We start from the raw sequence: 26,373 nt of genomic DNA, 5'->3' as shown, positions 1-26,373 counted from the left end.
CCGAATGGACAGCAGGACGAAGAGGCGGTTGTCCCCCGCACAACTCGACGAGGTCGCCCGCGACGCGCTGGGCTGCGGGCTGGCCTCGTCGGAAGAGCTCGCCGACGGCTACGCGAACGCCGTCTGGCGGCTCGGCCTCGACGACGGACGTGAGGTGGTGCTCAAGCTCGGGCCGCCGCCCGACCTGCGGTTGCTGACCTACGAACGGCACCTGCTGCGCACCGAGGCGATGGTCTACCACCTCGCCCAGCCCGTGGGGCTGCCGATGCCCGCCCTGCTCCGGGCGTCGTTCGACGATCCGGTGCTGGGCGGCGACTACCTCGTCCTGTCCGCCCTCGACGGGGTGCCGTGGAACCGGACGACGGTCAGCCCCGCGGAGGAGGGCGCGCTGCGGTTCGAACTCGGCCGCCACCTCGCCCGCCTGCACGCGATCCCAGGCACGGGCGCCTTCGGCTACCCGTACGCCGGGCTGACCGGCCGCACGTGGCGGGAGGCCTTCCTCGTCATGATCGGCGCCCTGCTCGACGACGCCGTCCACTACAACACCCGGCTCCCGGCGACCATCGTGGAGATCGTCGGGCTCGTCCACATGAACGCGCACGTCCTCGACCAGGTCACCACCCCGTCGCTGGTGCACTTCGACCTGTGGCCGGGCAACGTCTTCCTGGACGGCGACAAGCGCGTCCAGGCGCTCATCGACCACGAGAGGGCGTTCTGGGGCGACCCGCTCGCCGACTTCGTCACCCCCACCATCTTCGGCGAACTGCGCGAGGACGATCCGATGCTCGCGGGCTACCGGGAGGAGGCCGGCCCGGTGAGGCTGGACCACGCCGCCCGCGTCCGGATCGCCCTCTACCGGGTCTACCTCTACCTGATCATGCTGGTGGAGGACGGCCCCCGGCAGTATCCGGAGGAGGCCTACGCCCCCACCCGGGACGTCACCACCCGGTCACTGGCCGCGTGCCTGGACCTGCTGCGCGCGGGGTCCCGGAAACACGCCCACGTCTGAGGTCACGCCTCCAGTGTGAGGGACTGCGAGCCGCACCCGTTGCCGGTGTGCGGCTCGGAGTCGGCGGTCGCGGCGAGTGCCGCGGGCGCTCCGACGGTCAGCGACGCCACGAGGGACAGGACCATCGCCCCGGCCGCGACACGCGGCAGGTGGCTGACACGAGCACTCACAGCGAACTCCCGAAGGCCGACTCCTTTGATCACAAAATAGCGGTCCCGCATGCGCTCCGGTAGGCCCACTTCGGGCCGGCCCTGGCGGCCCGGCCCTCCGCGTGAGATGATTTCAGCGGGTGATGAATTATGGAGACGACATGCGTGATCGCGGGCGGCGGGCCCGCGGGGGCCATGCTCGCGCTGCTCCTGGCCCGCGCGGGCGTCGACGTCACACTGCTGGAGAAGCACGCGGACTTCCTGCGGGACTTCCGCGGTGACACCATCCATCCCTCGACCCTCCAGGTGCTGGACGAGATCGGGCTGGCCGAGGCGTTCCACCGGCTGCCGCATCGCAAGGCGTACGTCATGTCGATGCGGACCGACGACGGCGAGGTGCCCATCTCCGACCTGCGGCGTCTGCCGGGGAGGTATCGGTACATCGCCTTCGTCCCGCAGTGGGATTTCCTCGACCTGCTCACTCGCGAGGCGCGCGCCTACCCCGGCTTCCATCTCCTGATGAACGCCAGGGTCACCGATCTCGTACGGCACGACGGCGCGATCCGGGGCGTGCGCTACCGCGACGAGCGGGGCGAGGAGCACGAGATCAGGGCGGTCCTCACGGTCGCCGCGGACGGCCGGCACTCCGACGTGCGGCGGGCGGCCGGCCTCGCGCCGAAGCGGTTCGGCGCGCCGATGGACGTCGTCTGGTTCCGGCTGCCGCGGGCGGCGGGCGACCCCGGGCAGCCGTTCCTGCGGGCGTCGGCCGGGCGGCTCATGGTCGCGATCAACAGGGAGACGTACTGGCAGCTCGCCTACGTCATCCCGAAGGGCGGCTTCGCCGCGCTGGAGGCGGGGGGCGTCGACGGGCTGCGCCGCGAGGTGGAACGGCTGCTGCCCTTCCTCGGCGGCAGGACGTCCGAGCTGCACGGCTTCGACGAGGTGGGCGTGCTGAGCGTCGAGCTGAACCGGCTCACGCGCTGGCACCTACCCGGGCTGCTGCTGATCGGCGACGCGGCCCACGCGATGTCGCCGGTCTTCGGCGTCGGGATCAACCTCGCGGTGCAGGACGCCGTCGCGACCGCCAACATCGTGGGGCCGGCCCTGCTGCGCGGCCGGGCCCCCGCCGGGCTGCTCGCGAAGGTGGAGCGGCGCAGGAAGGCGCCCACGGCCGTCGTCCAGGCCGCGCAGCGGGTGGTGCAGGAACGGATCATCCGGCCGGCCCTCGCCGGTCCGGTGGCGCGGATCCCCGACCTCACCCGCGTGCCGGTGGTGCGCTCGCTGCTGCCCCGGTTCATCGGGCTCGGTGTGCTGCCCGAGCACGTGCGGCTTACTGCGCAAGAAAAAAGATCTCAGCAAGTGGACAGGGAGGGGGCCGCACAGGACGGGGTGCAATAACCTTGGTGACCGTGAGCGCATCGAACCCCGACACCTCGCGTGCCCTGGACACCTGGCGTGACCTGCCCGCGGCCCAGCAGCCGGACTGGCCCGACCGCGGCGAACTGGACAAGGTCGTCGCGGAGCTGGCGTCCCTGCCCCCGCTGGTGTTCGCCGGCGAATGCGACCAGCTCAAGGAGGGCATGGCCGCCGTGGCGCGCGGCGAGGCGTTCGTCCTGCAGGGCGGCGACTGCGCCGAGACCTTCGCGGGCGCGACGGCAGAGAACGTGCGCAACAAGCTCAAGACGCTGCTGCAGATGGCGATCGTGCTGACCTACGCGGGCCGCGTCCCGGTCGTCAAGATCGGCCGGCTCGCCGGGCAGTTCGCCAAGCCGCGGTCCAAGCCCAACGAGGTCCGCGACGGCGTCGAGCTGCCCGCCTACCGGGGCGACATGGTCAACGGGTTCGACTTCACCGCCGAGGCCCGCCGTCCCGACCCGAACCGGCTGCTGCGGGCCTACCACTCGTCGGCGAGCACGCTGAACCTCGCGCGGGCCTTCACCAAGGGCGGCTACGCCGACCTGCGCCAGGTCCACGCGTGGAACCAGGACTTCGTCGCGGAGTCCCCGGCGGGGCGGCGCTACGAGCAGCTGGCGCGGGAGATCGACCAGGCGCTGGCGTTCATGCGGGCCTGCGGGGCCCACCCCGAGGAGTTCCACACCGTCGAGTTCTACTCCTCCCACGAGGCCCTGATCCTCGACTACGACCGGGCGCTCACCCGGATCGACTCCCGTACGGGTCAGCCGTACGACGTGTCGGCGCACATGGTGTGGATCGGCGAGCGCACCCGGCAGCTCGACGGGGCCCACGTCGAGTTCTTCAGCCGCATCCGCAACCCGATCGGCGTGAAGCTCGGCCCGACGACCACGCCGGAAGAGGCCATCGCGCTGATCGACAAGCTGAACCCGGACAACGAGCCCGGGCGGCTCACCTTCATCACGCGGATGGGCGCGGGCAGGGTCCGCGACGCGCTGCCGACGCTGGTGGAGAAGGTCACCGCCAGCGGCGCCACCGTGGCCTGGGTGTGCGACCCGATGCACGGCAACACCTTCGAGGCGCCGAGCGGGCACAAGACCCGCCGCCTGGACGACGTGCTGGACGAGGTCGCGGGGTTCTTCGAGGTCCACCACGCGCTCGGCACCCACCCCGGCGGCATCCATATCGAGTTCACCGGCGACGACGTCACCGAGTGCGTGGGCGGCGGGCACGCGATCGTGGAGGAGGACCTGGCGCTGCGCTACGAGACCGCCTGCGACCCCCGCCTCAACCGCGGCCAGTCGCTCGACCTCGCCTTCCGCGTCGCGGAGCTGTACCGCTCGAGCTGACGGAACCGTTCCGTACCTCCGGCTGTCTGATACCGCCGTCGCCCTCCGATCACTCGGACCGGGTGACGGCGGTTTCGTCTGCCGGGCGGCCCCTCAGCTGTTCTTGGCCTCCGCCTCGATCTGGGCGCGGATGGCGTCCATGTCGAGCGCGCGCAGCTGCCGGATCAGGTCCTCGAGCGCCGGCGCGGGCAACGCGCCCGGCTGGGCGAAGACCACGATGCCGTCACGAATCGCCATGATCGTCGGAATCGCGGTGATCTCGAAGCCCTCCGACAGGGCCGGCTGAGCCTCAGTGTCGATCTTGCCGAAGGTGATGTCCGCGTGCTCCTCGGACGCCTTCTCGAAGATCGGAGCGAAGGACCGGCAGGGGCCGCACCAGGATGCCCAGAAATCGAGCAGTACGATGCCGTTGTCGGCGATGTCGTTGAAGTTCTTCTCGGTTACCTCGATGGTCGCCACGGGCGACTCCTTTCGCTCGGTCTTCAGCGGGCATAACCAGCCGGACAATCCAAGCATTCCATTTCGCGATGCGTATCGCGTGGTTGGGCAGGAGACCTTCTTGACGTAGAAGGAGCACCCGGATGACGACTCATGCCGTACGGCCGTCCGATCTGACGGCCCCGAAGGGTCCCGGCGCCCGGATCGCCTCATGGCTGTCGAGCACGGACCACAAGGTGATCGGCAACCTCTACCTGATCGCCACGTTCGTCTTCTTCCTCATCGGCGGCGTGCAGGCGCTGGTCATCCGGGCGGAGCTCTTCGAGCCCGGCATGCAGTTCGTCACGCTGCAGCAGTACAACCAGCTGTTCACGCTGCACGGCACCATCATGCTGCTGTTCTTCGCGACGCCGTTGTTCGCCGGGTTCGCCAACGCGATCATGCCGCTGCAGATCGGCGCACCCGACGTGGCCTTCCCCCGGCTGAACATGGCGAGCTTCTGGCTGTTCCTCTTCGGCGGCCTGATGGTCCTCGGGTCGTACTGGGCGGGCGGGGCGCCGACGTTCGGCTGGACGGCCTACACACCGCTGTCGGCCGCGCCGTACACGCCGCAGCTCGGCGGGGACCTGTGGGTGATGGGCCTGGCCCTGTCCGGCGTCGGGACGATCCTGGGCTCGGTCAACTTCATCACGACGATCATGTGCATGCGGGCTCCCGGCATGACGATGTTCCGGATGCCGATCTTCACGTGGAACGTGTTCTTCACCTCGATCCTCGTGCTGCTGGCCTTCCCGGTGCTCGCCGCCGCGCTGCTGGCCCTGGAGATCGACCGCAAGTTCCACGCCCACATCTACGACCCGGCGACCGGCGGGCCGCTCATCTGGCAGCACCTGTTCTGGTTCTTCGGCCATCCGGAGGTCTACATCATCGCGCTGCCGTTCTTCGGCATCGTCACCGAGGTGATCCCGGTCTTCAGCCGCAAGCCGCTGTTCGGGTACGTGGGCATGGTCGGCGCGACGGCCGCGATCGCCGGGCTGTCGATGACCGTCTGGGCGCATCACATGTTCGCCACCGGGCAGGTGCTGCTGCCGTTCTTCTCGCTGATGACGTTCCTGATCGCCGTGCCGACCGGGGTCAAGTTCTTCAACTGGACCGGCACGATGTGGCGGGGCCAGCTGACGTTCGAGACGCCGATGCTGTGGTCGGTGGGGTTCCTCGTGACGTTCCTGCTCGGCGGGCTGACCGGGGTGATCCTGGCGTCGCCGCCGCTGGACTTCCACGTGACCGACACCTACTTCGTGGTCGCCCACTTCCACTACGTGGTGTTCGGGACCGTCGTCTTCGCGATGTTCGCCGGCTTCTACTTCTGGTGGCCGAAGTTCACCGGGAGGATGCTGAACGAGCGGCTCGGGAAGATCCACTTCTGGATGCTGTTCATCGGGTTCCACATGACGTTCCTCATCCAGCACTGGCTGGGCACGCAGGGCATGCCGCGGCGGTACGGCGACTACTCGCCCCACGACGGCTTCACCTGGATGCACCAGTTGTCGAGCGTGGGCGCCCTGCTGCTCGGGCTGTCCACCCTGCCCTTCCTCTACAACCTCTGGTGGACCCCGCGGCACGGGGAGAAGGTGACGGTGAACGACCCGTGGGGGACCGCCAACTCGCTGGAGTGGGCGACGTCGTGCCCGCCGCCGCGCCACAACTTCGTGTCGATCCCGCCGATCCGCTCCGAGCGGCCCGCCTTCGACCTGCGTTATCCGCGTCTGGGCGGCACGCCGGGTGAGCCGCCGGAGACCAAGCGGGACTTCGTCGATCCCGACGCGAAATAGACCCGTTTTACAGAAAAGGGCCCCCGTCGCCGGGGGCCCTTCGCGTGCGGGGTCGTCAGTGCTTACCACCGGGCAGGTCGAGCCCGATCAGCAGCGGGTCGTGGTCGGAGGAGCGGAACGCGTCGGGCCGGTACAGGCTCGGCGGGTTGTACTCCAGGTTGTAGTCGAGGATGCGCGGCTCGTCGGCGTTGACGTGCCAGATCGTCGCCCCGGTCACCCGCTTGACCAGCTGCTCGCCGGCCATGGCGTGGTCGAGCTCGCCGGACAGCCCGTCGAACAGGTAGCTGTAGCGCTGGGCCGCGGGGACGAAGCGCTTGGACAGGCTGGTGAGGCCGCCCTCCTCCAGCGTGTCGATCGGGTCCTCCTCGCCGTACGCGTTGAGGTCGCCGATCACCAGCGGGTTCGGCAGGTCCATCGAGCCGATGAGGCCGAGCACCGCCTTGGCCTGCCGTACGCGCTCGGCGTTGTAGCAGCCCTGGCCGTTGCCCTGGTCGGTGTCGCCGCCGGTCGCCTCCTCGTCGCAGCCCTTCGACTTGAAGTGGTTGACGAGCAGCGTGAACGGCTGCCCGCCGCCCGTCCGGCGGAAGGTCTGGATCAGCGGCGGACGCCGGAAGACGGGGTCGGTGGACGACAGCGTCTCGCCCACCGGGCGCACCCGCGCCGGCTTGTAGATCGCCGCGACGTGGATCAGGTCGGTGCCCGGGTGGGGGTGGGTCAGGGCGGCGTACGTGCCCGCGCCCACCTCGGCGTTCAGGGCGGCGACCAGCGCGTTGAGCGCGGTCTGCCCGTTGTTCTCGACCTCCATGAGCCCGACGACGTCGGCGTCGAGGCCCTTCAGCGTGGCGACGATCTTCCTGAGCTGCCGCTGCTGCTCCTCGGCCGTGTCGGCGCCGCGCGAGTCGAGCGTGGTGAACCAGTTGAGCGTGTTGAGGCTCGCCACGCGGACGTTGCCGCCCACCGGCGCGGGCGCCGGCTTTCTCGGGTTGGTGCGCGTGAACGTGATCGGCTTGGTCGGCTCCAGCCGGTAGGCCCCGAAGCCGTAGCTCAGCACGCCGGTGACGTTCTTCGCGGTGTCCCCGAGCCGCACGACCTCCGGACTCGTGTACGGGATCGTGGCCGGGTTCTCGGTGTTCGAACCGTCATCGATCAGCAGCGACCTGCGGGCGTCCAGCGCGGGGTCCACGCCGGGCCGGTCGGTCGGCTGGAAGCGCCTGCCGCCGGCGGCGACCGTCACCTCGCCGAAACGGCCGAGGTTGTAGTGGTCGGTCACGGTCAGCGGCTCGGGGAAGGTCACGAGCACGTTCTCGTACGGCTCGAAGGTGGCGCCGGCGGCCCGCGGCAGGTCGTAGACCTTGGGCGTGATCGTGCCGGTGCCGCACACGTCCACCGCCGTGACCGGGGACAGCTCGGTGAGCCCGTTGAACTCGGTGACCCGGCCGGTGACGAGCACGCGGTCGCCCGCCTTGACGTCCTTCACGGTCGCCCGGGCGAACGCGAACAGGCCGTCGGAGGTCGCCGGGTCGGCGTCGGGCGTCGCGTCCTGGAAGTAGAAGCCGCTCTGCTGGCCGCTCTCCTGGAAGTCGCCGGTCACGATTCCCTCGACCCGGACGGTCTGCCCCACGAGCGGGGAGGCGTCTCCGCTGCCCTGGACCTCGGCGATCTGCCGGTTCGCCGGCACCTCGCAGGGGTCGACGGTCGGCGTCGGCGACGGCGACGGCGACGGCGAGGCAGAGGGGGTCGCGGACGGCGACGGGGAGACGGCGCCGCAGGGAGCCGGGGGCGTCGCCGTGTTGCGCGGCGCGGGCGTGCCCGCGGCGAAGTCGGCGGCGTTGTCGTCGGTGTCCGCGCAGCCGCCGCCGGCGCGCACCGCGGCCGTGGCGTTGCTCAGGCCCGGGGCCGCCGCCGTGCCCTCGAAGTAGTTGGCCGTGCCGTACCCGACGAGGTCGGCGATCTGCGCGGTCTGCTCCGGTGTGCAGGGCGAGGAGCCGCCGTTGCAGGCCAGGCCCGTGGCCGAGCGGACCAGGGCGACCTTGCCGGCCGTGCCGCTCAGGCTGAGGGTGCCGACGGTGTCGGGGGCCGGGAGCGCGCCGCTCGGCGTCGATCCGGCGGACAGCTGGACGAGGTGGTACTGGCCCGGGGCGAGCGAGCCCGACAGGTTCTGCTTCTGGGAGCCGAACAGGCCGGTCCCGGTGGCACTCGTGTACTGGAGGGACCAGCCGTCCAGCGAGATGGCGGCGGTGCCGCGGTTGAAGAGCTCGACGTAGTCGTTGGTGTACGGGGCGCCGGAGTTGCCGCCGCCTCCGTACACCTGGCTGATCACGACGTCGCCCGGCTCGGCCGAGGCGGGCGACGGCGACATGACCGCGACGCCGGCGGCCAGGAGACCGGCGGCCGCGAGCACGGCGATCGCGCGGGCGCCGGAGCGGTCATCGGGACAGGCCCGGGATAGAGCACGCATGTCCCGGACTTTAGGGGTAGACCACCGCGACACCAGGACCAATAAGTGTCTTTATCACAAACTTGTATGAATTTGCCGATTACCTGACGTCGCTAACGTACGCGCGCTGCCCTTGCGCGTCCCGCCTCGGCATGGATCGGTCCCGGCCGGTCAGGACCGGACGACGGCCACCGGACAGGTGACCGCGTCGATCAGCGGCCGGGTGACCGACCCGAGCCTGCCGAGCACGCCCCTGGCGCGGGTCGCGCCGACGACCAGCATGGTCGCGCCTGGAGAGGTGTCGGCCAGCACGTCGAGCACGGGACCCTCGACCGGCTGGAGCAGCGTGTGCACGTCCGGGTACCGCGCGCGCCAGGGCTCCACGGCGGCCTCCAGCGCCTCGACGGCCTCCCGGCCCGGGACATCGGACATCACCATGGGCGCCATGCCCGCGCTCCACACCGCCGCCGGGTAGCGCCAGGCGTGCACCGCGATCAGCGGCAGCGCGCGCAGGACGGCCTCGCGGTAGGCGAAGGCGAGGACGTGGTCGTCGCCGCCGCCGACTCCCACGACGATCGGACCGGGGTGCCTGCGGTGCGGGAGCGACCCCGCGCCGCGGACCACGATCACCGGGCAGAGCGCGTGCGTCGCCACGTGTCCCGCGACCGAGCCCATCACACGGCGCGCCGCGCCGCTCAGCCCGCGCGATCCCACGACGATGAGGTCGGCCGTCTCCGACAGCGCGACGAGCCGGTCGGAGGCCGGCCCCTCGAACAGGTCCTCCCGCACGCGGACGCCGCTCGTGCACTGCCGGGCGCACTCGGCGCCGTGCCACAGCACGTGCTCGGCCGCGTGCTGCAGCGACTTGCGCGCCTCCTCGTCGCCCGCGCCGTACGGCGTCTGCCACGCGTGGCAGACCGTGATGGGCGTGTCCCGGTACTCCGCCTCGTCCATCGCCCAGTCGAGCGCCTGCATCGCGAAGTCGGAGCCGTCGTACCCGACGACGATCCCGGGGTTGGCGTCCGGGCCGCCGGCGGGGCTGTTGGGTTCCATATCCTCATGCTCCGCCGCGGGCCGCACGGCCCGGCAGGGCGGAAAGTCCCGAGACCGGCGGGACATCCGGCCCCGGGGAGGATCAGGATCTGCTGCCGGCGAGCACCCCGGGACGGCGGTCGTGCTCCATGCCGGGCAGCACGACGACGACCGGGCACCTGGCGCGCAGCAGGCAGGCGGAGACGACCGGGTTGAGCACGGGGTAGGGCTCGGACTCGGCCTCGTGCGCCCCCAGCACCAGCAGGTCCGCGCCCTCGGTCGCACGCAGCAGGACCTGGGCCGGAGACCCCTCGACGACCACCGGCTCGACGTGGCGGTCGCCGAGTTCGGCGACGGCCTGGTCGGCGACGTCGAGCGCTCTCCTGCGCTCGTCCTCCCGTGAGGTGCGGCTCGCGATCGGCGCGTAGTGGGCGTGCAGCCCGCCAGTCCACTCCCAGGCGTACACCGCCTCGACCCGCGCGCCGCGCAGCGCCCCCTCGGCGGCGGCCCACCGCAGTGCGGCCTGCGACGCCATCGACCCGTTGATGCCCACCACGATCTTCGGCTGGTTCACGTTCCGCCTCGCTCTCCGCTCTCAGTCTCGCCGACCAGGGTTAACAGGATGTTGCCGCGGCGAAACGGTCAGAAGACACCGCCCACGAGCATCCCTGTACCCAGGAAACCCGCCTGTACCTCCGGCCCCAGCAGGGACAGGCCCATGTTTTTGGGGGGCTGGGCCGCACCCGAGAACAGCGTATCCGCGAAGCTCGACCGTGCCGGTACGCCGCTTTGCCGATCCGGGGACGACCACAGGCCCGTTCATTGCCACGGCACAAGGACACCGCACGACGGCCCGCGGCGGCAGTGCCGTACGGCTCGCACCGCGTGGGACCTTCGGCCCGGCCTTCCCGGTCCCGGCTCAGGATCACCCTGGTGCGCGCCACCCCGCCGCCGCTGCCGGCGACCTACGGGTTCCCCTGGGCCTCACGACGAGTCGTTCCGTAGATTCCTGGCATAGGCGGGGGCCGCCGGCTCCGGTCGGCGGCCACCTCAGTCAGTCCGGCATATCTGCCGAGGCGCATGTGCGCGACCACGGTGGACAGGAACGACGGGTGGCGAAAGGCGCCGTACAGGCCATCCTCGGCATCACAGGAGCTGACGACCCGCTCAGCGAACGTGTGGCACAAGCGACACGCGCCTTCGCCGCGCGAGGTTTCCGGGCACTGGCCGGCAGAGCACGACCACGGCTCGGACGGGCCGCACGGCAATAGGAGGTCGCAGCCGATGACCAGGATGAAAGTAAGAGCGTTGATCACGCTCCTGCCTTCCGAGAAGGGCGGCCTGCCCCACGCACTGCCGCACCGCACACAGTCACTGACAGTCAGCGCACATTATCGGGAGGGAGACGTGATCCACCGCTGGCCCTTCGCCGCGGCGATCACAACCGACGACTGGAAGCCGTTGAGCCCGGGGGACGAAGACCACATCGTGACCATACTCGTCATCGACGACAAGGCCGCCGAATACCTGCGCCCAGGCGAGTGTTTCGACTTGTGGTGCGGACACAATGTCGGCAGCGGCATCGTGTCACGACGCGTCTTCTGACCCATCGCGTGCTGTGACCCGCACGACGCGGGGAAGCGACTGTTCCTCAGGTGTCCCGTCCGTCGGCCCCACCTGGGCCGGTCGTGCTCGGCAAGTCGTGCCCGTCTGCCGGGCCACCTTGTTCCGTACGTGCGATGACGGAAATCGCACCGTTCGGCTCGAATACCGCAAGGCGTACGGCCGCCAACTCGGTGACGCCATGCTGGCGCAAGACGATGTCAAGGTCGTGCCGCGTCATTCCACAGCGGCGCAGGGCAGGCTGTTGCACCACGCCGTCGTGGACGAGCAGGCGCGGCGGCGGGTCGGCCATCCGACGTATCCCGGGGAGGAAGCGCAGGCGGACGACGACGAGATGGGCGAGCAGCAGCGCGATCAGAGCGGCGGCCCCGTCCAGCCAGGAGGCGTCGGTCGCCGTCGCGGTACGGCCGATGAGCGCTCCGACCGCGACGGCCGTGACGAAGTCGAACGGGGCGAGCTCAGCCAGCGCGCGCCGCCCGGTAAGCCGGAACACCACTACCGCGGTAACGAACAGCGCCAACACCTTGACTGCGGCCAGCAACGCCCGTTCCGGAGCGCCCACCAGCGCATCGAGCACACCGCTCATGCCAGACCCGGCCGGCCCCGAACGGCGCCGAAAGTCCTGCCGTCGCCCCCGGCGTCGATCATTGCGACGTTGTCCACGTTCATTGGCCCCGACTTCACGCGACATCGCCGAAACAGCCATCACGGTACGGTGTGCCGGGCTACCGCCCAGAACGCGTGTGAGGCTTTGCCCGTGGCCGGATGAGCCTCCCGTTCAGGCGGCTCAGCGTGGCATGGATCTACCCTGCCCATGATCTACGAAACGTGGCCCTCTCGTGTTCGGCCGAGGCTTCGTGCAGCAGGTCGCGACGGGCCCGGATGGTTCTCCAACGGCCTCACGGAAGATGGCAGCAGGATGCCCGTTCGGCCCCCTCAAACGGCCCGGTGCCTTCTCAGACAGCTGCCGCATCCCCGACGGGGCGTGGCCCGGTGAGTGACCGGTGGAGGTTCCTGCTCGGCGCGGATCTGGCCTCCCGCGGGGATCGCGGCCTCGCGACCGCCATGGCCTGCCGGCTGCGGCCCGGGCTTCGCGGCGACGGCTCAGGGATCACCCTGATGCGCCCCGGACCTCCCGGCCGTACGCTGGCGGCGGAACGGGGAGGGACGATGGGGAACGCGGGTCCGGTCGACGAGTACGTCGCGTCGATGCGCCATGCGCTGCGGGGTCCTCGTGGCGCCAAGCGCGACCTGCTGGCCGAGGCGCGCGACAGCCTGCTCGACGCCGCCGAGGCGTACGAGAGCGAGGGCCTGCCCCGGGCCGAGGCCGAGCGGCTGGCGGTCGCCGACTTCGGGACCGTGCCCGAGATCGCGCCGGGTTTCCAGGGGGAACTGGCGGTGAGCCAGGGCAGGCGGACGGCCGCGCTGCTGTTCCTCAGCGTGCCGCTCACCGCGTTCCTGTGGTCGGTGATCTGGCGGGTCTTCCCCGAGACCATGCGAGTCGAGCAGGTCAAGCCGGACTGGTTCGGGCTGCTGGCCAGGACGGTGGACCTGCTCCAGCTCGGCGTGGGGGTGGTGGGCGGCCTCGCGCTGCTCGCGCTCGGCCGGGGGATCCGGCGCGTCCGGCATCCCGCGCGGCTCACCCGGTGGCTGGGCCTGTTCGTCTGGATCCAGACGCCGCTGGTCGGGGCGATGGGCCTGATGCTGGCGGCGGCCGCGCAGGGCCCGGCGGGCTTCACCGACTATCTTCCCGGGCTGGCCGTGGCCCTGGTCAGCGACGCGTTCTCCGTCTGGCAGCTGTACAACGCGGCGCACTGCCTGCGCTGCACCAGGGCGATCTCCGCGCTCAGCGCAGCGGATCGAGAACCCTCCCTATCGCGGTCGTGAACGACCGCCAGGCCGACCGCTCCCCCGCCAGCGCCTTGCGCCCGGCGTCGGTGAGGCGGTAGGTCCGCCGTTTGCGCCCGCCGTCGGAGGCCCACTCGCCGGCGAGCAGCCCGGCCCTCTCCAGCCGTCGCAGCGCGGGGTAGACCGTGCCCGTCGGCACGTCCAGGGCGCCGCCGCTGCGTTCGCGCAGCGCCTCGATGATCGCGTATCCGTGCAGCGGCTCCCGTTCCAGCACGGAGAGCAGCAGGGCGTCCATATGGCCCCGGAGCGCGTCGGCGTTCACGCCCGCAGCCTATCCCGGTTCCTCATGCGTCCAAGTCTATATGTAGGCTGTCTATATATAGACAGCCTACGCATGGAGAGATCAATGGACGTCGTCGGCCTCGCCCGGCTGCAGTTCGCCGTGACCGGAAACCTCCACTTCCTGTTCGTCGTGCTCACGCTCGGGCTGGCCCCGCTGGTGGCGATCATGCACACCCGGTTCGCCATCGGCGGGAATCCCCTGTACGAGCGGATGACCCGCTCCTGGGGGCAGATCTACGTGATCAACTACGCGCTCGGCATCGTCACCGGGCTCGTGATGGAGTTCCAGTTCGGGCTGAGCTGGAGCGGGCTTTCGCACTACGCGGGCGACGTGTTCGGCGCGCCGCTGGCCCTGGAGACGCTGCTCGCCTTCTTCCTGGAGTCCACGTTCCTCGGCCTATGGATCTTCGGCTGGCACCGGCTGCCGCGCGGACTGCACGTGGCGTGCATCTGGCTGGTGACCCTGACGGCGTACGCCTCGGCGCTGTTCATCCTGGTCGCCAACTCCTTCCTGCAGCATCCGGCGGGCGCGGCCGAGGAGGGCGGGCGGCTCGTGCTGCGCGACTTCGGCGCGCTGTTCACCAACCCCTCGCTCGTCTTCGCGCTCCCCCACGTGCTGGGCGCCGGGCTGTGGGCCGGCGGGTTCGTCGTCATGGGCGCCAGCGCCTACCACCTGTTCCGGCGCACCCCCGAGCGGGAGTTCTTCACCCGCTCCCTGCGCATCGGCGTGCTGACCGCCCTCATCGGGTCGCTGTTCACGGTCGGGTTCGGCTACGCCCAGTTCGGGCCGGTCAGCGACGTCCAGCCGGACAAGTTCCACGGGGCGGCCCCCGGCCTGGCGCTCGGACTGATGATCATGATCGGGCAGCTCGTCCAGTTCGCCGTGATGTTCGTGCTGGCGCCGCTGCTGATCCGCGACCTGCTGGCCCGCTGGCGCTGGCTGCATCCGCTCCTCATCGCCATGACCCCGCTGCCGTTCGTCGCGGCGATCGCCGGCTGGCTCGTCCGTGAGGTGGGCCGCCAGCCCTGGCTGGTGTACGGCAAACTCTCGGTGGCCGACGCCCTCACCCCCGGGCTGACCCGGGGGGACATCACCGTCTCCTTCGCCGGATTCGTCGGCGTGCTCGGGCTGCTCGCCGTCGTCGACTACGTGCTCATCGCCCGTGCCGTACGGCGCGGCCCGGAGCGGATCGCGCTCGGCGCCGCCGATCTCCCCGTCACCACGCCGCCCGTCCCCGCCCGCTCGCTGTGAGGACACGCGTTTCATGGACATCTTCTGGTTTCTGACGTTCGCCGTCCTGCTCGCCGGCTACTTCGCCCTGGAGGGCTTCGACATCGGGCTCGGCGTGCTGCTGCCCGTGCTTGGCCGCTCCCCCGCCGCCCGGGACCGTCTCGTCGGCGCGATGGCCCCGTTCGTGCTCGCCAACGAGGTGTGGCTCGTGGCGCTCGCCGGCGTGCTGTTCGGGGCTTTTCCGGTGCTGGAGGGCGTGACGCTGAGCCGCCTGTATCCCCTCGTCGTGGCCCTGCTGCTGGCGTGGATCGTGCGCGACGCGGGGCTGTGGTTCCGCCGCAGGGCCGGTGGCGCCGCCTGGCGGCTGGTGTGGGACGGCGCGCTGTGCGCGGGCTCGGCGGGGCTGGCCCTCGCCTGGGGCGCGATCCTGGTGGCCGTCGTGCGCGGTCTGCCCGCCTCGCCCTTCGACGTGCCGGGCGTCGCGGGAGGCGTCGCCCTGCTCGCGCTGCTCGCCTGGCACGGGCGCGCATTCGCGGCCTGGCGCCTGCAGGACGGCCCGCGCACGGGCGGGCGGGCGCTGCTGCTGTCGACCTGCGCCGCCGCATCGCCCGCGATCCTGGTCATGGTGGCCACGGCCGCGCACATGGTCGGCAACACCGCCCCGGATCAGACACTGACTGTGCTCAGTGTCATGGTGGTCCCGTTCGCCCCGATCCTCGTGGGCGCGCAAGTATGGGTGTGGCGCACCTTCTCCAGGGGCGCGCTGCCGACGTTCTTCTGATTGGGGACCGTTGCACAAGGATCTCCTCCGGCTGGCCCGCGCCGAGCGGAGCGTCCGCCTCCACCTCGCCTGCTGCCTGGCGGCGGCGGTGGCGGCCGGGCTGCTCGTGCTCGTGCAGGCGGAGCTGCTGGCCGGGGTGCTCTCCGGCCGCTTCGCGGTCGCCGCGCTGTTCCCCCTCGCGCTCGTCGTGGCCTCCCGCGGGCTGCTCGGCTGGGCGCAGGGCGTGCTCGCGGGCCGCGGGGCCACCGCGCTGAAGTCGGCCCTGCGGCGGCTGCTCCTGGGTCGGGTGGAGGGCCTCGGGCCGGCGTACCGCTCGGGTGAGCTGGTGACGCTCGCGGGCCGGGGACTCGACGCGCTCGACCCGTACCTGACCGGTTATCTCCCGTCGGTCGCCGTGGCCGGGGTCGTGCCGCTCGCGGTCGTCGTCCGGCTCTTCGTGGCCGACCTGGCCACCGCCGTGATCGTGGTGCTCACGCTGCCGCTGATCCCGATCTTCGGGGCGCTGGTCGGGTGGACCACCAAGGCGGTGACCGAACGGCAGTGGCGGGCCCTGTCCCGCCTCGGCGGCCACTTCCTCGACGTGGTGCGCGGTCTGCCGACGCTGCGGGCCTTCGGCCGGGCCCGCTACCAGGCATCGGTGATCCGCGAGGTGGCCGAGGCCCACCGCGCCGCGACCATGCGCACGCTGCGGGTGGCGTTCCTGTCGTCGCTGGTGCTCGAACTCGTGGCGTCGCTGTCGCTGGCGCTGGTGGCGGTGCCGGTGGGGCTGCGGCTGCTGTCGGGCTCGCTCGACCTGGGCACGGCGCTGCTCGTGCTGCTGCTGGCCCCGGAGGCGTACCTGCCGCTGCGCGCGATGGGCACGCGCTTCCACGCCGCCATGGAGGGCGTCGCCGCCGCCGACGAGGCGTTCGCGGTGATCACGCCCCCCGAGGGGTCGAAGGAGCCGCAGGAGCGGCAGCCCCGGTTCGCTCCGGCCGTGACGGGCGGCGGACCTCCGCGAATCCGGCTGGAGGACGTCACCGTGCGCTACCCGGGCCGGGAGGAGGCCGCGCTCGACCGTGTGTCGCTGGTCATCGAACCGGGCGAGCGGGTCGCGATCGTGGGCCCGAGCGGCGCGGGGAAGAGCACGCTGCTGCACCTGCTGCTCGGGTTCGTGACCCCGTCCGAGGGGCGGGTGCTGGCGGACGGGACGGATCTGGCCGGCCTCGACCTCGACGAGTGGCGGCGGCGGCTGGCCTTCGTGCCGCAGCGCCCGCACCTGTTCGCGACCTCGGTGGCCGACAACATCGCGCTCGGCTCGGCGGCCACGCCGGAGGAGATCAGAGCCGCCGCCGAGGCGGCGCAGGTGGCGGAGTTCGCCGGCGCCCTGCCGCGGGGGTACGACACCCCGCTGGGCGAGCGCGGGGCGAACCTGTCGGCGGGCCAGCGGCAGCGGGTCGCCCTGGCCAGGGCGTTCTGCCGCCCGGCCGCCCAGGTGCTGCTGCTGGACGAGCCCACCGCGCGGCTGGACGGCAGGAGCGAGGCGGCGATCGTGGCGGCCACGCGCAGGCTGGCGGAGGGCCGTACGGCGATCATCGTCGCCCACCGGCCCGCGATGATCGACCTGGCCGACCGGGTCGTCCGCCTCGACGGCGGCGCCCTCGTCCCCGCGGTTCCAGTCCCCCCGATCTCCGCACGGGACGGTGAGGCCCGATGAGCCGCACGGGAACGAGCACGGGGACGGCCATGGAGACGGCCACGGAGACGGCCACGGGGACGGCCACGGCGTCGCCGCTGTCAGTTGTCGCCGGGATGGGCCGGCGGCTCGTGCTCGCCGCGCTCGCCGGATCGGCGGCCGACCTCGCGGGGGTCGCGCTCATCGCGTCGGCCGCCTGGCTGATCACGCGTGCCGCCGAGCAGCCGCCGCTGGCGGCGCTGTCGGTCGCGATCGTGGCCGTGCGGGCGTTCGCCACCACCCGTGGCGTGTTCCGGTACGGCGAGCGCCTGGCCGGGCACGACGTCGCGCTGCGTGCCCAGGCGGGCACCCGCGAGCGCCTCTACCGGGCGCTGATCCCGGCCGGGCCGCTGCCGCAGCGCGGGGCCGACCTGCTCAGCCGGATGGTGGACGACACCGACGCCGTGCAGGACCTGCTCGTCCGCTGTCTGCTGCCGGCCGCCGCCGCCCTGGTCACCGGCGTCACGGCCGTCGTCATCGCGGGCTTCCTGCTGCCCGCCGCCGCGTTCGTGCTCGCCGCCGGACTGCTCGCCGCCGGGGTGCTGCTGCCCGCAGGCACGGCCGTGGCCGCCCGGCGCTGGTCGGCGCGGATCGCCCCGGCCCGCGCCGACCTGGCCGCCCGGGTGGCCGACCTGGTCCACGGCGCGGCCGACCTCGCGGCGTACGGCGCGCGGGACCGGGCGCTGTCGGCGGCGATGGACGCCGACGGGCGGCTGTCCCGGCTGGAGCGGGGACAGGCGCGGATCAACGCCGCCGCGCTCGGCGTCGGCATGCTGACGCAGGGGCTGACCGTCGTCTCCGTGGTCCTGGTGGCCCAGGCCGCCGATCTCGGCCGGGTCGCGACCGCCGTGGCCGCCCTGACCTCGCTGGTCGCCTTCGAGCCCGCGCTGCCCCTGGCGGCGGCGGGCGAGCGGTTCGCGGGGGTGGTCGCGGCGCTGCGCAGGCTCAGGGAGATCGCCGCCACTCCCCCGGCGGTGCGGGAGCCCGCGGATCCGGCGCCCGTGCCCGAGCCGCCGCTGACGGTCGAGGTCGAGGACCTCGTGGTGCGTCACGGCGACCGCGAGCCCGCGCTGGACGGCGTGAGCCTGACGCTGACCCCGGGCAGGCGGGTCGCGGTGGTGGGCCCGAGCGGCGCCGGGAAGAGCACGCTGCTGTCGGCGCTGATGCGGACCGTGGAGTTCGAGTCGGGCGCGATCCGGCTGAACGGCGCCGACGTGCGGCGCCTGTCCTCCGACGACGTGCGGGCGCTCGTCACGGGCCTCACCCAGGACCCGTACGTCTTCCAGGCCACGGTCCGGGACAACCTGCGCCTGGCCGGGCCGGAGGCGTCCGCCGAGGACGTCGAGGCGGCCGTACGGCGGACGCGGCTGGACGCGTGGACCGAGCGCACCGGCTGGGACACGGTGCTCGGCGAGGACGGCCGGACGGTCTCCGGCGGCCAGCTCCAGCGGCTCGCGCTGGCCCGGGCCCTGCTGTACGACCCTCCCGTCCTCCTGCTGGACGAGCCTGCCGAGGCCCTCGACGAGGAGACGGCCGACCTGCTGATGGCCGACCTGCTGGACGCCACCCGGGGCCGCACGACGCTGCTGGTCACCCATCGGCTGCACGGCCTGGAGCAGGTCGACGAGATCGTCGTGCTGGAGGGGGGCAGGGTCACCCAGCGGGGTACCCATGCCGGCCTCGTCGCCGTCCCGGGTTACTACCGGGACCTGTGGGAGTCGGAGGAGCTCACCCGCCGCTCCTGAACACCTGGCGTCCCGCTGTCTGTTCGACCACGCGCACGATCGTCGCTTCCGAGCCCGCGCCCTCGAAATGATCGCGCGCCCGGACACCGTCGCACGGAAGGTTTCCGTGAACAAGGCATTGCGGATCAAGTCAAATGTAAGTAATTTTCAGGCAACGCAATGACCTTGCATGGCATTTACCTTCATGCGAGGGGTTGGAGGACGTATGCGTTACCGGCGGTTACTGGCTCTGGCGACGGCAGTGGTTCTCGGGGCGGGGGCGGCACCGGCCGTCCACGCCGACGGCGGGAAGGATCCCTGGATCCTCGGCAAGATCGCGAACATGAGTCTCGAGGAGAAAGTCGGGCAGCTCTTCGTGGCGGACGTCTACGGCGAGAGCGGCGACACGACCAGCCCGGCCGACGTGGCCGCGAACCGGGCGATGTACGGGCCGGACGTCGAGAACGGCGACGACCTCGTCGCCAAGTACAAGCTCGGCGCGATCCTGTACTTCCGGTGGGCGAACAACCTGAACGACCCCGTCAAGACTGCGGGGCTCTCCAACGACCTGCAGCGGGCGGCGCTGGCACAGCCCGCGAAGATTCCGCTGCTGATCGCCACAGACCAGGAGCACGGCGCCGTCTACCGGCTGGACGAGCCGTTCACGGCGTTCCCCGGGCAGATGGCGCTCGGGGCGACCCGCAGCCCGGGTGACGCACTCACCGCCGGGAAGGTCACCGGCCGGGAGCTGAGCGCGCTCGGCATCAACCAGGACTACGCGCCCGTCGCCGACGTCAACGTCAACCCGGGCAACCCGGTGATCGGCGTCCGCTCGTTCGGGGAGAACACCGAACTCGTGTCGGACCTGACGCGAGCCTCCGTCCACGGCCTGCAGCAGGGCGGAGTCTCGGCGACCCTGAAGCACTTCCCGGGCCACGGCGACACGATCAACGACAGCCACAACAGCGTGCCGTGGATCTTCCATACGAAGGAGCAGTGGGAGCGGATCGACGCGCCGCCCTTCCGGGCCGGCATCACCGCGGGCGTCGACATGATCATGACGGCACACGTCGTGATGCCGTATCTGCAGAGCGACTGCGACGTGGTGACCCAGCAGGGCTGCGACCCCGCGACGGTCGACCCGGAGATCATGACCGGGCTGCTGCGCGGCGAGCTCGGCTACGACGGCGTCGTGGTCACGGACTCGCTGGGCATGCAGGGGGTGCGCGACAAGTACGGCGACGACCGCATCCCGGTGCTCGCGCTCAAGGCCGGGGTCGACATGCTCATGATCGTCGATGACCCGAGCAGCACGCTGTCCCTCGATGTCGCCTACAACGCGGTGCTGAGCGCGGTCCGCTCGGGCGAGCTGACCGAGGAGCGTGTCGACGAGTCCGTCTACCGGGTCCTGCGCCTCAAGAAGAATCGCGGCCTCTTCGACGGCGACCGGCAGGTCGACGAGGGCAAGGTGCTCGACCGCCTCGGCACACCGGCGAACAAGGCGCTCGCTCGCGCGGTCGCCAACCACAGCGTGACGCTCGTGCGGAACAGCGCCGGCGTGCTTCCGCTGAAGAACACCGGGCAGCGCGTGCTGGTGACGGGCTACCGCAACGTCACGCCGCCGTCCGTCAAGATCCCGCCGACCGAGCGGCTGGCCAAGGCTATCGGCGCTCTCGGGGTCACCACCGAGATGTTCGAGACGGGGGCGGCCCCCAACCAGGCCACCGTCAACGCCGCGGTGGCCAAAGCCAAGGCCGGCGACGTCGTCGTGGTCACCACGGTGAACTCCCAGAGCTCGGCCTCCCAGCGCAACCTGGTCAACGCGCTGCTCGCCACAGGCAAGCCCGTCGTCATCGTCGCCGCCCGGAATCCGTACGACATCGCGAACTTCCCCAACGCTCCGGCGTACCTCGCGACGTACTCCTGGGAGAAGCCGGCGATGGAGGCCACCGCACGCGTGCTGTTCGGCGAGACCGACCCCAAGGGCAAGCTGCCGGTGACGATACCGTCCGCCGACGGCTCCGTGCTCTACCCCTACGGCCACGGCCTGAGCTACTGAAGCTCCTGACCCTCCCCAAAACGGAGCACCCCCTCCCCAGAACGGAGCACCACCCGATGGGTCAGCTCTTCTCCCGGCGCGCCCTGCTGTCGACCGCCGCCGTAGCCGTGCCCGCCGCCATGGCCGGCACAGGCGCCGGCGTCCCCCGGCTCGGCGACCACCCACTGCCCCGCAACTTCCAGACCGGCGTCCAGGTCCTGATGGCCGGCGACTACACGCACGTGCGGGGCCAGAAGGTCGGCATCGTGACCAACCCGACCGGCATCCTGCCCGACCTCCGCCACGAGGTCGACGTGATGGCCGCCAGCCACAAGATCGATCTCGTCGCGGTGTTCGGCCCCGAGCACGGGTTCCGCGGCACGGCTCAGGCCGGCGGCTCCGAAGGTTTCTACGTGGACGAGCAGACCGGGCTGCCGGTCTACGACACGTACCTGAAGAGCGGTCAGGCGCTGGCCGGCATCTTCACCAGGTCGGGTGTGGACACGATCATGTTCGACATCCAGGACGCGGGCGCCCGCTTCTACACCTACATATGGACGATGTTCGACTCCATGCAGGCCGCGGCGCTGGCCGGCAAGCGGTTCGTCGTCCTCGACCGGCCTAACCCGATCACCGGCCGCCGGGCCTACGGGCCCGTCATGACGCCGCAGTTCTCCACGTTCATCGGCCGGGAGGCGATCTCCCAGGCGCACGGCATGAGCGTCGGCGAGCTGGCGAAGCTGTTCAACGCCGAATTCCTGGACCAGCCGGTGGATCTCACGGTCGTGGAGATGCGCGGCTGGAAGCGGGACCTGGCGTACGAGGACACCGGCATGCCCTGGGTCCTGCCGTCGCCGAACATGCCGACCGTGGACACGGCGTTCGTCTACCCGGGCACCGGCATGTTCGAGGGCACCAACCTGTCGGAGGGACGCGGTACCACCCGGCCCTTCGAGCTCATCGGCGCCCCGTACGTCGACCACCGGTGGGCGGACGCGCTCAACGCGCTGGGCCTGCCCGGCGCCGGGTTCCGGCCGGCCTACTTCACGCCCACGTTCTCCAAGCACGTGAACACACTGTGCGGCGGGGTGCAGCTGTACGTCACCGACCGGAAGGCTTTCGACCCGGTCAAGACGGGCATGGCGATGATCGTCACGGCGAAGCGGCTCTACCCGAACGGCTTCGCCTGGCGGTACGACACCTCCGACCCGGCCCGCCCGTACTGGATCGACAAGATGACCGGCTCGACCCAGGTCCGGACCGACATCGACGCCGGGAAGGGCCCCGACGAGGTCGAGGCCGGCTGGGCCGGCACGCTCGGGGCTTTCGCCACGACCCGCGAGAAGTACCTGATCTACCGCGGAGGGAACTAGCGGTGCGTGCTCTGCCTGTTCTCCTGCTCGCGGTGGCGCTCACCGCGACGACCCCCCTGTCCGCGGCGGCGGCCGTCGAGGGCCCGCCGACCGTCACCATCGGCGACGTGCACTTCGCCGACAAGGAGCTGCGGTACGGCGACGCCGGCATGGCGGGCCTGGTCTCCGAGTACGTGGACCGGATCACGCCCGATGCCGCGAGGTTCATGGCGCCGTCGCCGACGCGGCCGCTCTACGCGGGCGCGGTCGTGATCGCGGGCCGCGACGGCGTGATCGCGACCCACGAGGCGATGGGGAAGGCGGTGCGCTACGCCGATTCCAAGCCCACCGAGCTGCCGCCGGACCAGCAGATGCCGATGCGCAAGGACACGATCTTCGATATGGCGTCGGTGTCCAAGCTGTTCACCTCGATCGTGGCTGTGCACCAGATCGAGCAGGGCCGGATCGGGCTCGACACCCCGGTGACCGCGTACGTCCCCGAGTTCGCGGCGAAGGGCAAGGGTGCGATCACGGTCCGGAACCTGCTCACCCACACGTCAGGGCTGCCGGCGTGGATACCGCTGTACAACTACCCGACCATGGAGGAACGGTACGCCGCGGTCTGGAACGTCGCCCCGGCGAACCCGCCGGACAGGGTCTACCTCTACTCCGACCTCAACCTGATCACGCTCGGAGTGATCGTGGAGCGGGTGACCGGCAAGCGGCTCGACGCGGTCGTCGCGGAGAGCCTGACCGGGCCGCTCGGGATGCGCGACACCGGCTACAACCCCGACCCGGCGCTCAAGCCGCGGATCGCCGCCACCGAGTACCAGACCACGACGGAACCTGACCGCGGCATGGTCTGGGGCCAAGTGCACGACGAGAACGCCTGGTCGCTCGGCGGGGTCGCCGGCCACGCCGGGGTCTTCTCCACGGCCTACGACATGGCGATCCTGGCCCAGACGCTGCTCAACGGCGGTCACTACGGCCGGGCGCGCATCCTGTCGGAGGACTCGGTACGGCTGCTGCTGACGAACTTCAACACCGGCTTCCCCGGCGACTCGCACGGCCTCGGCTTCGAGCTCGACCAGATGTGGTACATGGAGGGGCTCTCCTCGCCGGTGACCGGCGGGCACACCGGTTACACGGGGACGTCGTTCGTCATCGACCCGCTGTCCGGCTCGTTCGTGATCCTGCTGACCAACCGGGTGCACCCCAGCCGGGACTGGGGCTCCAACAACCCGGCCCGTCGGGCGGTCGCCCGCGACCTGGCGCTGGCCATTCCGGTACGGCCGGACACGGGGCAGGAGGCGTGGTTCTCCGGAGTCGGGGACGCCCGGACGGCGACGCTCACACTGCCGGTCGGCGCGCCGCAGGGCGGGCGGCTCTCCTTCGCCCTGTGGTACGACACGGAGGCGGACTCCGACATCGGGTCCCTCGAGGCCAGCACGGATGGCGGGGCCACCTGGAGCCCGGTGCCGATGGAGCTGAGCGCCGGCCCGCACCGCTGGTCGTCGGACGGCACGTTCTCGGGTTTCGAGGGCCGCCGGTGGCTGCGCGCGGAGGCCGGCCTCCCCGCCGGGACCACAGGGCTGCGGTGGCGCTACGTGAGCGACCCGCTCTACCAGGGCCGCGGCGTGTACGTGGACACGGTGCGGATCAGCGGGCCGGGGGTTCACTTCGAGGACCAGAACCCGCACGACGCGGACCTGTTCGTCGCCGACGGCTGGACCCGATCCATGTATTGACGTCCGGCTCAGACCGGAATCGATTGTGTAACGCGTTCTTCTACGAGGGGGAGAGATCCGTGAGGGATGATGAGCTCGAGGCAGTCAAGGTGACGGCCCCCACCGAACGTGCCAACCCGCGTACGGCCGACATCGACCTCCGTTCCACCCTCGACACGCTGAAGCTCATCAACCACGAGGACTGCCTGGTCGCCCCGGCGGTCCGCGCCGTCCTCCCCGAGCTGGCCAAGGCCGTCGACCTCGGGGTGAGCGCACTGCTGGCGGGCCGGTCGATCCACTACTTCGGCGCGGGCAGCTCCGGCCGCATCGCGGTGCTCGACGCGGCCGAACTCGTGCCGACGTACACGATCGACCCGCGGCAGGTCGTCGCGCACCACGCCGGCGGCATCGCCGCCTTCGAGCAGGCGATGGAGAACGTGGAGGACGACGAGGCGACGGGCGCCGCCGAGGCGCTCGGCCTGGGCGAGGGCGACCTGGCGATCGGGCTGTCGGCCAGCGGGCGCACGCCGTACGTCGCGGGGGCGCTGCGCGCGGCGAGCGCGGCCGGGGCGGCGACCGTCCTGGTGTCGTCGAACCCACCGGCCCCGCTCGGCGGCGAGGTCGACGTCCACGTCGCGGTCGACACCGGCCCCGAGGTCATCGCGGGATCGACGAGGATGAAGGCCGGAACCGCGCAGAAGCTCGTGCTGAACTCGTTCTCCACTGCGGTCATGATCCGGCTCGGCAGGACATACTCGAACCTCATGATCGACGTGACCGCCACCAACGCCAAACTCCGCGGCCGCCTGGTCACGATCCTCGAAGAGGCCACCGGCCGCGCCGAGGCGCAGTGCGCCGAAACACTCACCGCGGCAGAGGGGGACCTGAAGGTCGCCCTGGTCTGCCTCCTCGCCGATGCCCCCGTGGGAGAGGCGCGAACGGCACTACAGGCCGCCGGCGGCAGGGTCCGCGCGGCGCTTGCCGAACTGGCTACGAGCCGAAAGGAAGTCTCATGAGGAGAAGGTGGATCGCGGGGGCGATCGGGATGCTCGCGGTGGCGCTGGCGGCGTGCGCGCCGGGGGGCGGCGCGTCCGAGCAGGGCGGCGCAGCACAGGGCGACAAGGCGGGCGGTGACAAGGTCACGCTGAGTCTGTGGTCGTGGCGGGTGGAGGACGTCAAGGCGTACGAGAAGATCCTCGCCAAGTTCGAGGAGTCGCATCCGAAGATCCATGTCGAGTTCAAGCCGTTCCAGGCCACCGAGTACAACAACATCCTGGCCACGGGCCTGTCCGGCACCGCCGGGCCCGACGTCGCCCAGCTGCGGGCGTACGGCGGGCTCCAGCCGCTGGTAGAGGCGGGCCAGCTGGCGCCGCTGGACGGCAAGGTGGAGGCGCTGTCCGGCTTCGACGCCAAGCTGCTGGAAGGCGCCAAGGGCCACAAGGACGGCAAGATCTACGGCGTGCCGTTCGCCTACCAGACGCTCCAGGTGCTCTACAACAAGAAGCTGTTCGGCGACAACGGCGTCCAGACCCCCGCCACCTGGGACGACATGATCGCGACGGCCAGGAAGCTGAAGGCGGCCGGGATCACGCCGTTCGCCGTCGCGGCCGGGCCCGACGCGACCTGGACACTGCCGATCGTCCACGAGATCTTCGGCAACGCCCGCTACGGCAGCACCAAGTTCCGGGACGCGCTGCTGACCGGCGAGAAGAAGTTCACCGACCCCGACTTCACGGCCTCGATCAAGATGATCAAGGACCTTGAGCCGTACTTCCCCAAGGACGTGGTGGCGGTCAAGATCCCCGACGTCCAGGCGCTGTTCGCCACCGGAAAGGCCGCGATGTACCCCACGGGCAGCTTCGACCTGGCGCCCGTGCTCGCGGCCAACCCGAGCCTGGAGATCGGCGCCTTCCAGGTGCCGCCGCCGCCCGGCTCCCCGGTGACCACCCCCGTCACGCCGGGCGGGGCCGACGGCTCGTTCGGCGTCAACGCCAAGTCAGCCCACCAGGCCGAGGCGCTCGAACTGGTCAAGTGGATGGCGACGCCGGAGTTCGGGCAGCTCTACGCGAGCGAGCTGAAGCAGTTGTCCGCGGTCCCCGGGGTCACGCCGTCGGACCCGCTGCTGGCCGAGATGGCGAAGAACTACGCCGCCAACGGCGCGCCGTACACGCTGCTCGTCGACTTCCGGTACGGCCAGCCGAACGGTGACGCGGTCTTCCGGGACGAGGTGCAGAAGATGCTGGTGGGCCAGACCGATCCCAAGGCGGTCGCCGAGAGCGTGCAGAAGGGCGTCGGGCAGTGGTTCAAGCCGGGGAACTGAGCACGCCCCGACGC

General features: G+C 71.2%; 22 protein-coding genes. 15 read left to right on the top strand and 7 right to left on the bottom strand.

Annotated features, from left to right (window positions below; all coding sequences use genetic code 11):
* Window positions 1–4 precede the first annotated feature (4 nt).
* Window positions 5–1,009, top strand: a complete 1,005-nt coding sequence (locus HHX41_RS09330) for a phosphotransferase family protein (RefSeq protein ID WP_169982378.1) — start codon at window positions 5–7, stop codon at window positions 1,007–1,009.
* 2 nt (window positions 1,010–1,011) lie between these two features.
* Here the strand turns inward: HHX41_RS09330 and HHX41_RS09325 are convergent, their stop codons facing one another.
* Entirely contained in the window at window positions 1,012–1,179 is a 168-nt protein-coding gene (locus HHX41_RS09325) for a hypothetical protein (RefSeq protein ID WP_169982377.1), read from the bottom strand.
* Between the two features lie 129 nt (window positions 1,180–1,308).
* Here HHX41_RS09325 and HHX41_RS09320 point away from each other — a divergent pair, with 129 nt between their 5' ends.
* Both HHX41_RS09320 and HHX41_RS09315 read left to right on the top strand, forming a co-directional pair.
* Entirely contained in the window at window positions 1,309–2,556 is a 1,248-nt protein-coding gene (locus HHX41_RS09320; RefSeq protein WP_182905577.1) for an FAD-dependent oxidoreductase, read from the top strand.
* Window positions 2,557–2,567: 11 nt separating this feature from the next.
* A complete protein-coding gene (locus tag HHX41_RS09315) occupies window positions 2,568–3,920 on the top strand; it encodes a class II 3-deoxy-7-phosphoheptulonate synthase (RefSeq protein WP_310741870.1) in 1,353 nt (450 codons plus the stop codon).
* Between the two features lie 93 nt (window positions 3,921–4,013).
* On the opposite strand, the gene HHX41_RS09310 is transcribed toward HHX41_RS09315, so the two are convergent.
* A complete protein-coding gene (locus tag HHX41_RS09310) occupies window positions 4,014–4,379 on the bottom strand; it encodes a co-chaperone YbbN (protein ID WP_169982374.1) in 366 nt (121 codons plus the stop codon).
* 122 nt (window positions 4,380–4,501) lie between these two features.
* On the opposite strand from HHX41_RS09310, the gene ctaD reads away from it, so the two are divergent.
* Complete coding sequence (gene ctaD / locus HHX41_RS09305) at window positions 4,502–6,190, top strand: cytochrome c oxidase subunit I (RefSeq protein ID WP_182905576.1); 1,689 nt, start codon at window positions 4,502–4,504, stop codon at window positions 6,188–6,190.
* 55 nt (window positions 6,191–6,245) lie between these two features.
* On the opposite strand, the gene HHX41_RS09300 is transcribed toward ctaD, so the two are convergent.
* From HHX41_RS09300 to HHX41_RS09290, 3 genes are all read right to left on the bottom strand, one after another.
* The gene (locus tag HHX41_RS09300) at window positions 6,246–8,648 is read right to left on the bottom strand and encodes an ExeM/NucH family extracellular endonuclease (protein ID WP_182905575.1); all 2,403 of its coding nucleotides are present in this window, start codon (window positions 8,646–8,648) and stop codon (window positions 6,246–6,248) included.
* 150 nt (window positions 8,649–8,798) lie between these two features.
* Window positions 8,799–9,680 carry a universal stress protein gene (locus tag HHX41_RS09295; RefSeq protein WP_182905574.1) on the bottom strand — a complete coding sequence of 294 codons (882 nt, stop codon included), beginning with the start codon at window positions 9,678–9,680 and terminating at the stop codon, window positions 8,799–8,801.
* An 82-nt stretch (window positions 9,681–9,762) separates the two neighbouring features.
* A complete protein-coding gene (locus HHX41_RS09290) occupies window positions 9,763–10,233 on the bottom strand; it encodes a universal stress protein (protein ID WP_182905573.1) in 471 nt (156 codons plus the stop codon).
* Window positions 10,234–10,967: 734 nt separating this feature from the next.
* On the opposite strand from HHX41_RS09290, the gene HHX41_RS09285 reads away from it, so the two are divergent.
* Window positions 10,968–11,264, top strand: a complete 297-nt coding sequence (locus tag HHX41_RS09285; RefSeq protein WP_182905572.1) for a hypothetical protein — start codon at window positions 10,968–10,970, stop codon at window positions 11,262–11,264.
* A gap of 46 nt (window positions 11,265–11,310) precedes the next feature.
* Here the strand turns inward: HHX41_RS09285 and HHX41_RS41660 are convergent, their stop codons facing one another.
* Entirely contained in the window at window positions 11,311–11,859 is a 549-nt protein-coding gene (locus tag HHX41_RS41660) for a YetF domain-containing protein (RefSeq protein WP_220503872.1), read from the bottom strand.
* A 416-nt stretch (window positions 11,860–12,275) separates the two neighbouring features.
* On the opposite strand from HHX41_RS41660, the gene HHX41_RS09275 reads away from it, so the two are divergent.
* Window positions 12,276–13,169, top strand: coding sequence for a permease prefix domain 1-containing protein (locus HHX41_RS09275; RefSeq protein WP_310741869.1), 894 nt, complete (start codon window positions 12,276–12,278; stop codon window positions 13,167–13,169).
* On the opposite strand, the gene HHX41_RS09270 is transcribed toward HHX41_RS09275, so the two are convergent.
* Window positions 13,129–13,452 carry a helix-turn-helix transcriptional regulator gene (locus HHX41_RS09270; RefSeq protein WP_169982365.1) on the bottom strand — a complete coding sequence of 108 codons (324 nt, stop codon included), beginning with the start codon at window positions 13,450–13,452 and terminating at the stop codon, window positions 13,129–13,131. The genes HHX41_RS09275 and HHX41_RS09270 overlap by 41 nt on opposite strands.
* Before the next feature lie 84 nt (window positions 13,453–13,536).
* Here HHX41_RS09270 and HHX41_RS09265 point away from each other — a divergent pair, with 84 nt between their 5' ends.
* The 9 genes from HHX41_RS09265 (at window position 13,537) to HHX41_RS09225 (ending at window position 26,359) form a co-directional block, all read left to right on the top strand.
* Window positions 13,537–14,724 carry a cytochrome ubiquinol oxidase subunit I gene (locus tag HHX41_RS09265; RefSeq protein WP_182905570.1) on the top strand — a complete coding sequence of 396 codons (1,188 nt, stop codon included), beginning with the start codon at window positions 13,537–13,539 and terminating at the stop codon, window positions 14,722–14,724.
* A 13-nt stretch (window positions 14,725–14,737) separates the two neighbouring features.
* Window positions 14,738–15,484 carry a cytochrome d ubiquinol oxidase subunit II gene (locus HHX41_RS09260; RefSeq protein WP_182905569.1) on the top strand — a complete coding sequence of 249 codons (747 nt, stop codon included), beginning with the start codon at window positions 14,738–14,740 and terminating at the stop codon, window positions 15,482–15,484.
* Window positions 15,485–15,494: 10 nt separating this feature from the next.
* Window positions 15,495–17,180 (top strand): thiol reductant ABC exporter subunit CydD, encoded by a 1,686-nt coding sequence (gene cydD, locus HHX41_RS09255; RefSeq protein WP_169982362.1) that lies wholly within the window; start codon window positions 15,495–15,497, stop codon window positions 17,178–17,180.
* Window positions 17,177–18,943, top strand: a complete 1,767-nt coding sequence (gene cydC, locus HHX41_RS09250; protein ID WP_259400794.1) for a thiol reductant ABC exporter subunit CydC — start codon at window positions 17,177–17,179, stop codon at window positions 18,941–18,943. Before cydD ends, cydC begins: the two co-directional genes overlap by 4 nt.
* A 322-nt stretch (window positions 18,944–19,265) precedes the next feature.
* A complete protein-coding gene (locus HHX41_RS09245; protein ID WP_169982361.1) occupies window positions 19,266–20,981 on the top strand; it encodes a glycoside hydrolase family 3 protein in 1,716 nt (571 codons plus the stop codon).
* Between the two features lie 56 nt (window positions 20,982–21,037).
* Entirely contained in the window at window positions 21,038–22,333 is a 1,296-nt protein-coding gene (locus HHX41_RS09240; RefSeq protein WP_169982360.1) for an exo-beta-N-acetylmuramidase NamZ domain-containing protein, read from the top strand.
* 2 nt (window positions 22,334–22,335) lie between these two features.
* A complete protein-coding gene (locus HHX41_RS09235; protein WP_220503871.1) occupies window positions 22,336–24,060 on the top strand; it encodes a serine hydrolase in 1,725 nt (574 codons plus the stop codon).
* Window positions 24,061–24,119: 59 nt separating this feature from the next.
* Window positions 24,120–25,055, top strand: coding sequence for an N-acetylmuramic acid 6-phosphate etherase (locus HHX41_RS09230; protein WP_310741868.1), 936 nt, complete (start codon window positions 24,120–24,122; stop codon window positions 25,053–25,055).
* Window positions 25,052–26,359 carry an extracellular solute-binding protein gene (locus HHX41_RS09225; protein WP_182905568.1) on the top strand — a complete coding sequence of 436 codons (1,308 nt, stop codon included), beginning with the start codon at window positions 25,052–25,054 and terminating at the stop codon, window positions 26,357–26,359. The genes HHX41_RS09230 and HHX41_RS09225 overlap by 4 nt, the downstream gene beginning before the upstream one ends.
* Window positions 26,360–26,373: the final 14 nt, after the last annotated feature.

The organism is Microbispora sp. H13382 (assembly GCF_014161445.1).
Taxonomy (GTDB): domain Bacteria; phylum Actinomycetota; class Actinomycetes; order Streptosporangiales; family Streptosporangiaceae; genus Microbispora.
Note: the sequence above shows the minus strand (reverse complement) of the source record. Positions and strands in the feature narration are given on the sequence as shown.

Coding starts and splice junctions, on each gene's coding strand:
- HHX41_RS09330 (WP_169982378.1), top strand. CDS start 5: ATGGACAGCAGGACGAAGAGGCGGTTGTCCCCCGCACAACTCGACGAG.
- HHX41_RS09320 (WP_182905577.1), top strand. CDS start 1,309: ATGGAGACGACATGCGTGATCGCGGGCGGCGGGCCCGCGGGGGCCATG.
- ctaD (WP_182905576.1), top strand. CDS start 4,502: ATGACGACTCATGCCGTACGGCCGTCCGATCTGACGGCCCCGAAGGGT.
- HHX41_RS09300 (WP_182905575.1), bottom strand. CDS start 8,648: ATGCGTGCTCTATCCCGGGCCTGTCCCGATGACCGCTCCGGCGCCCGC.
- HHX41_RS09295 (WP_182905574.1), bottom strand. CDS start 9,680: ATGGAACCCAACAGCCCCGCCGGCGGCCCGGACGCCAACCCCGGGATC.
- HHX41_RS09265 (WP_182905570.1), top strand. CDS start 13,537: ATGGACGTCGTCGGCCTCGCCCGGCTGCAGTTCGCCGTGACCGGAAAC.
- HHX41_RS09260 (WP_182905569.1), top strand. CDS start 14,738: ATGGACATCTTCTGGTTTCTGACGTTCGCCGTCCTGCTCGCCGGCTAC.
- cydC (WP_259400794.1), top strand. CDS start 17,177: ATGAGCCGCACGGGAACGAGCACGGGGACGGCCATGGAGACGGCCACG.
- HHX41_RS09245 (WP_169982361.1), top strand. CDS start 19,266: ATGAGTCTCGAGGAGAAAGTCGGGCAGCTCTTCGTGGCGGACGTCTAC.
- HHX41_RS09240 (WP_169982360.1), top strand. CDS start 21,038: ATGGGTCAGCTCTTCTCCCGGCGCGCCCTGCTGTCGACCGCCGCCGTA.
- HHX41_RS09225 (WP_182905568.1), top strand. CDS start 25,052: ATGAGGAGAAGGTGGATCGCGGGGGCGATCGGGATGCTCGCGGTGGCG.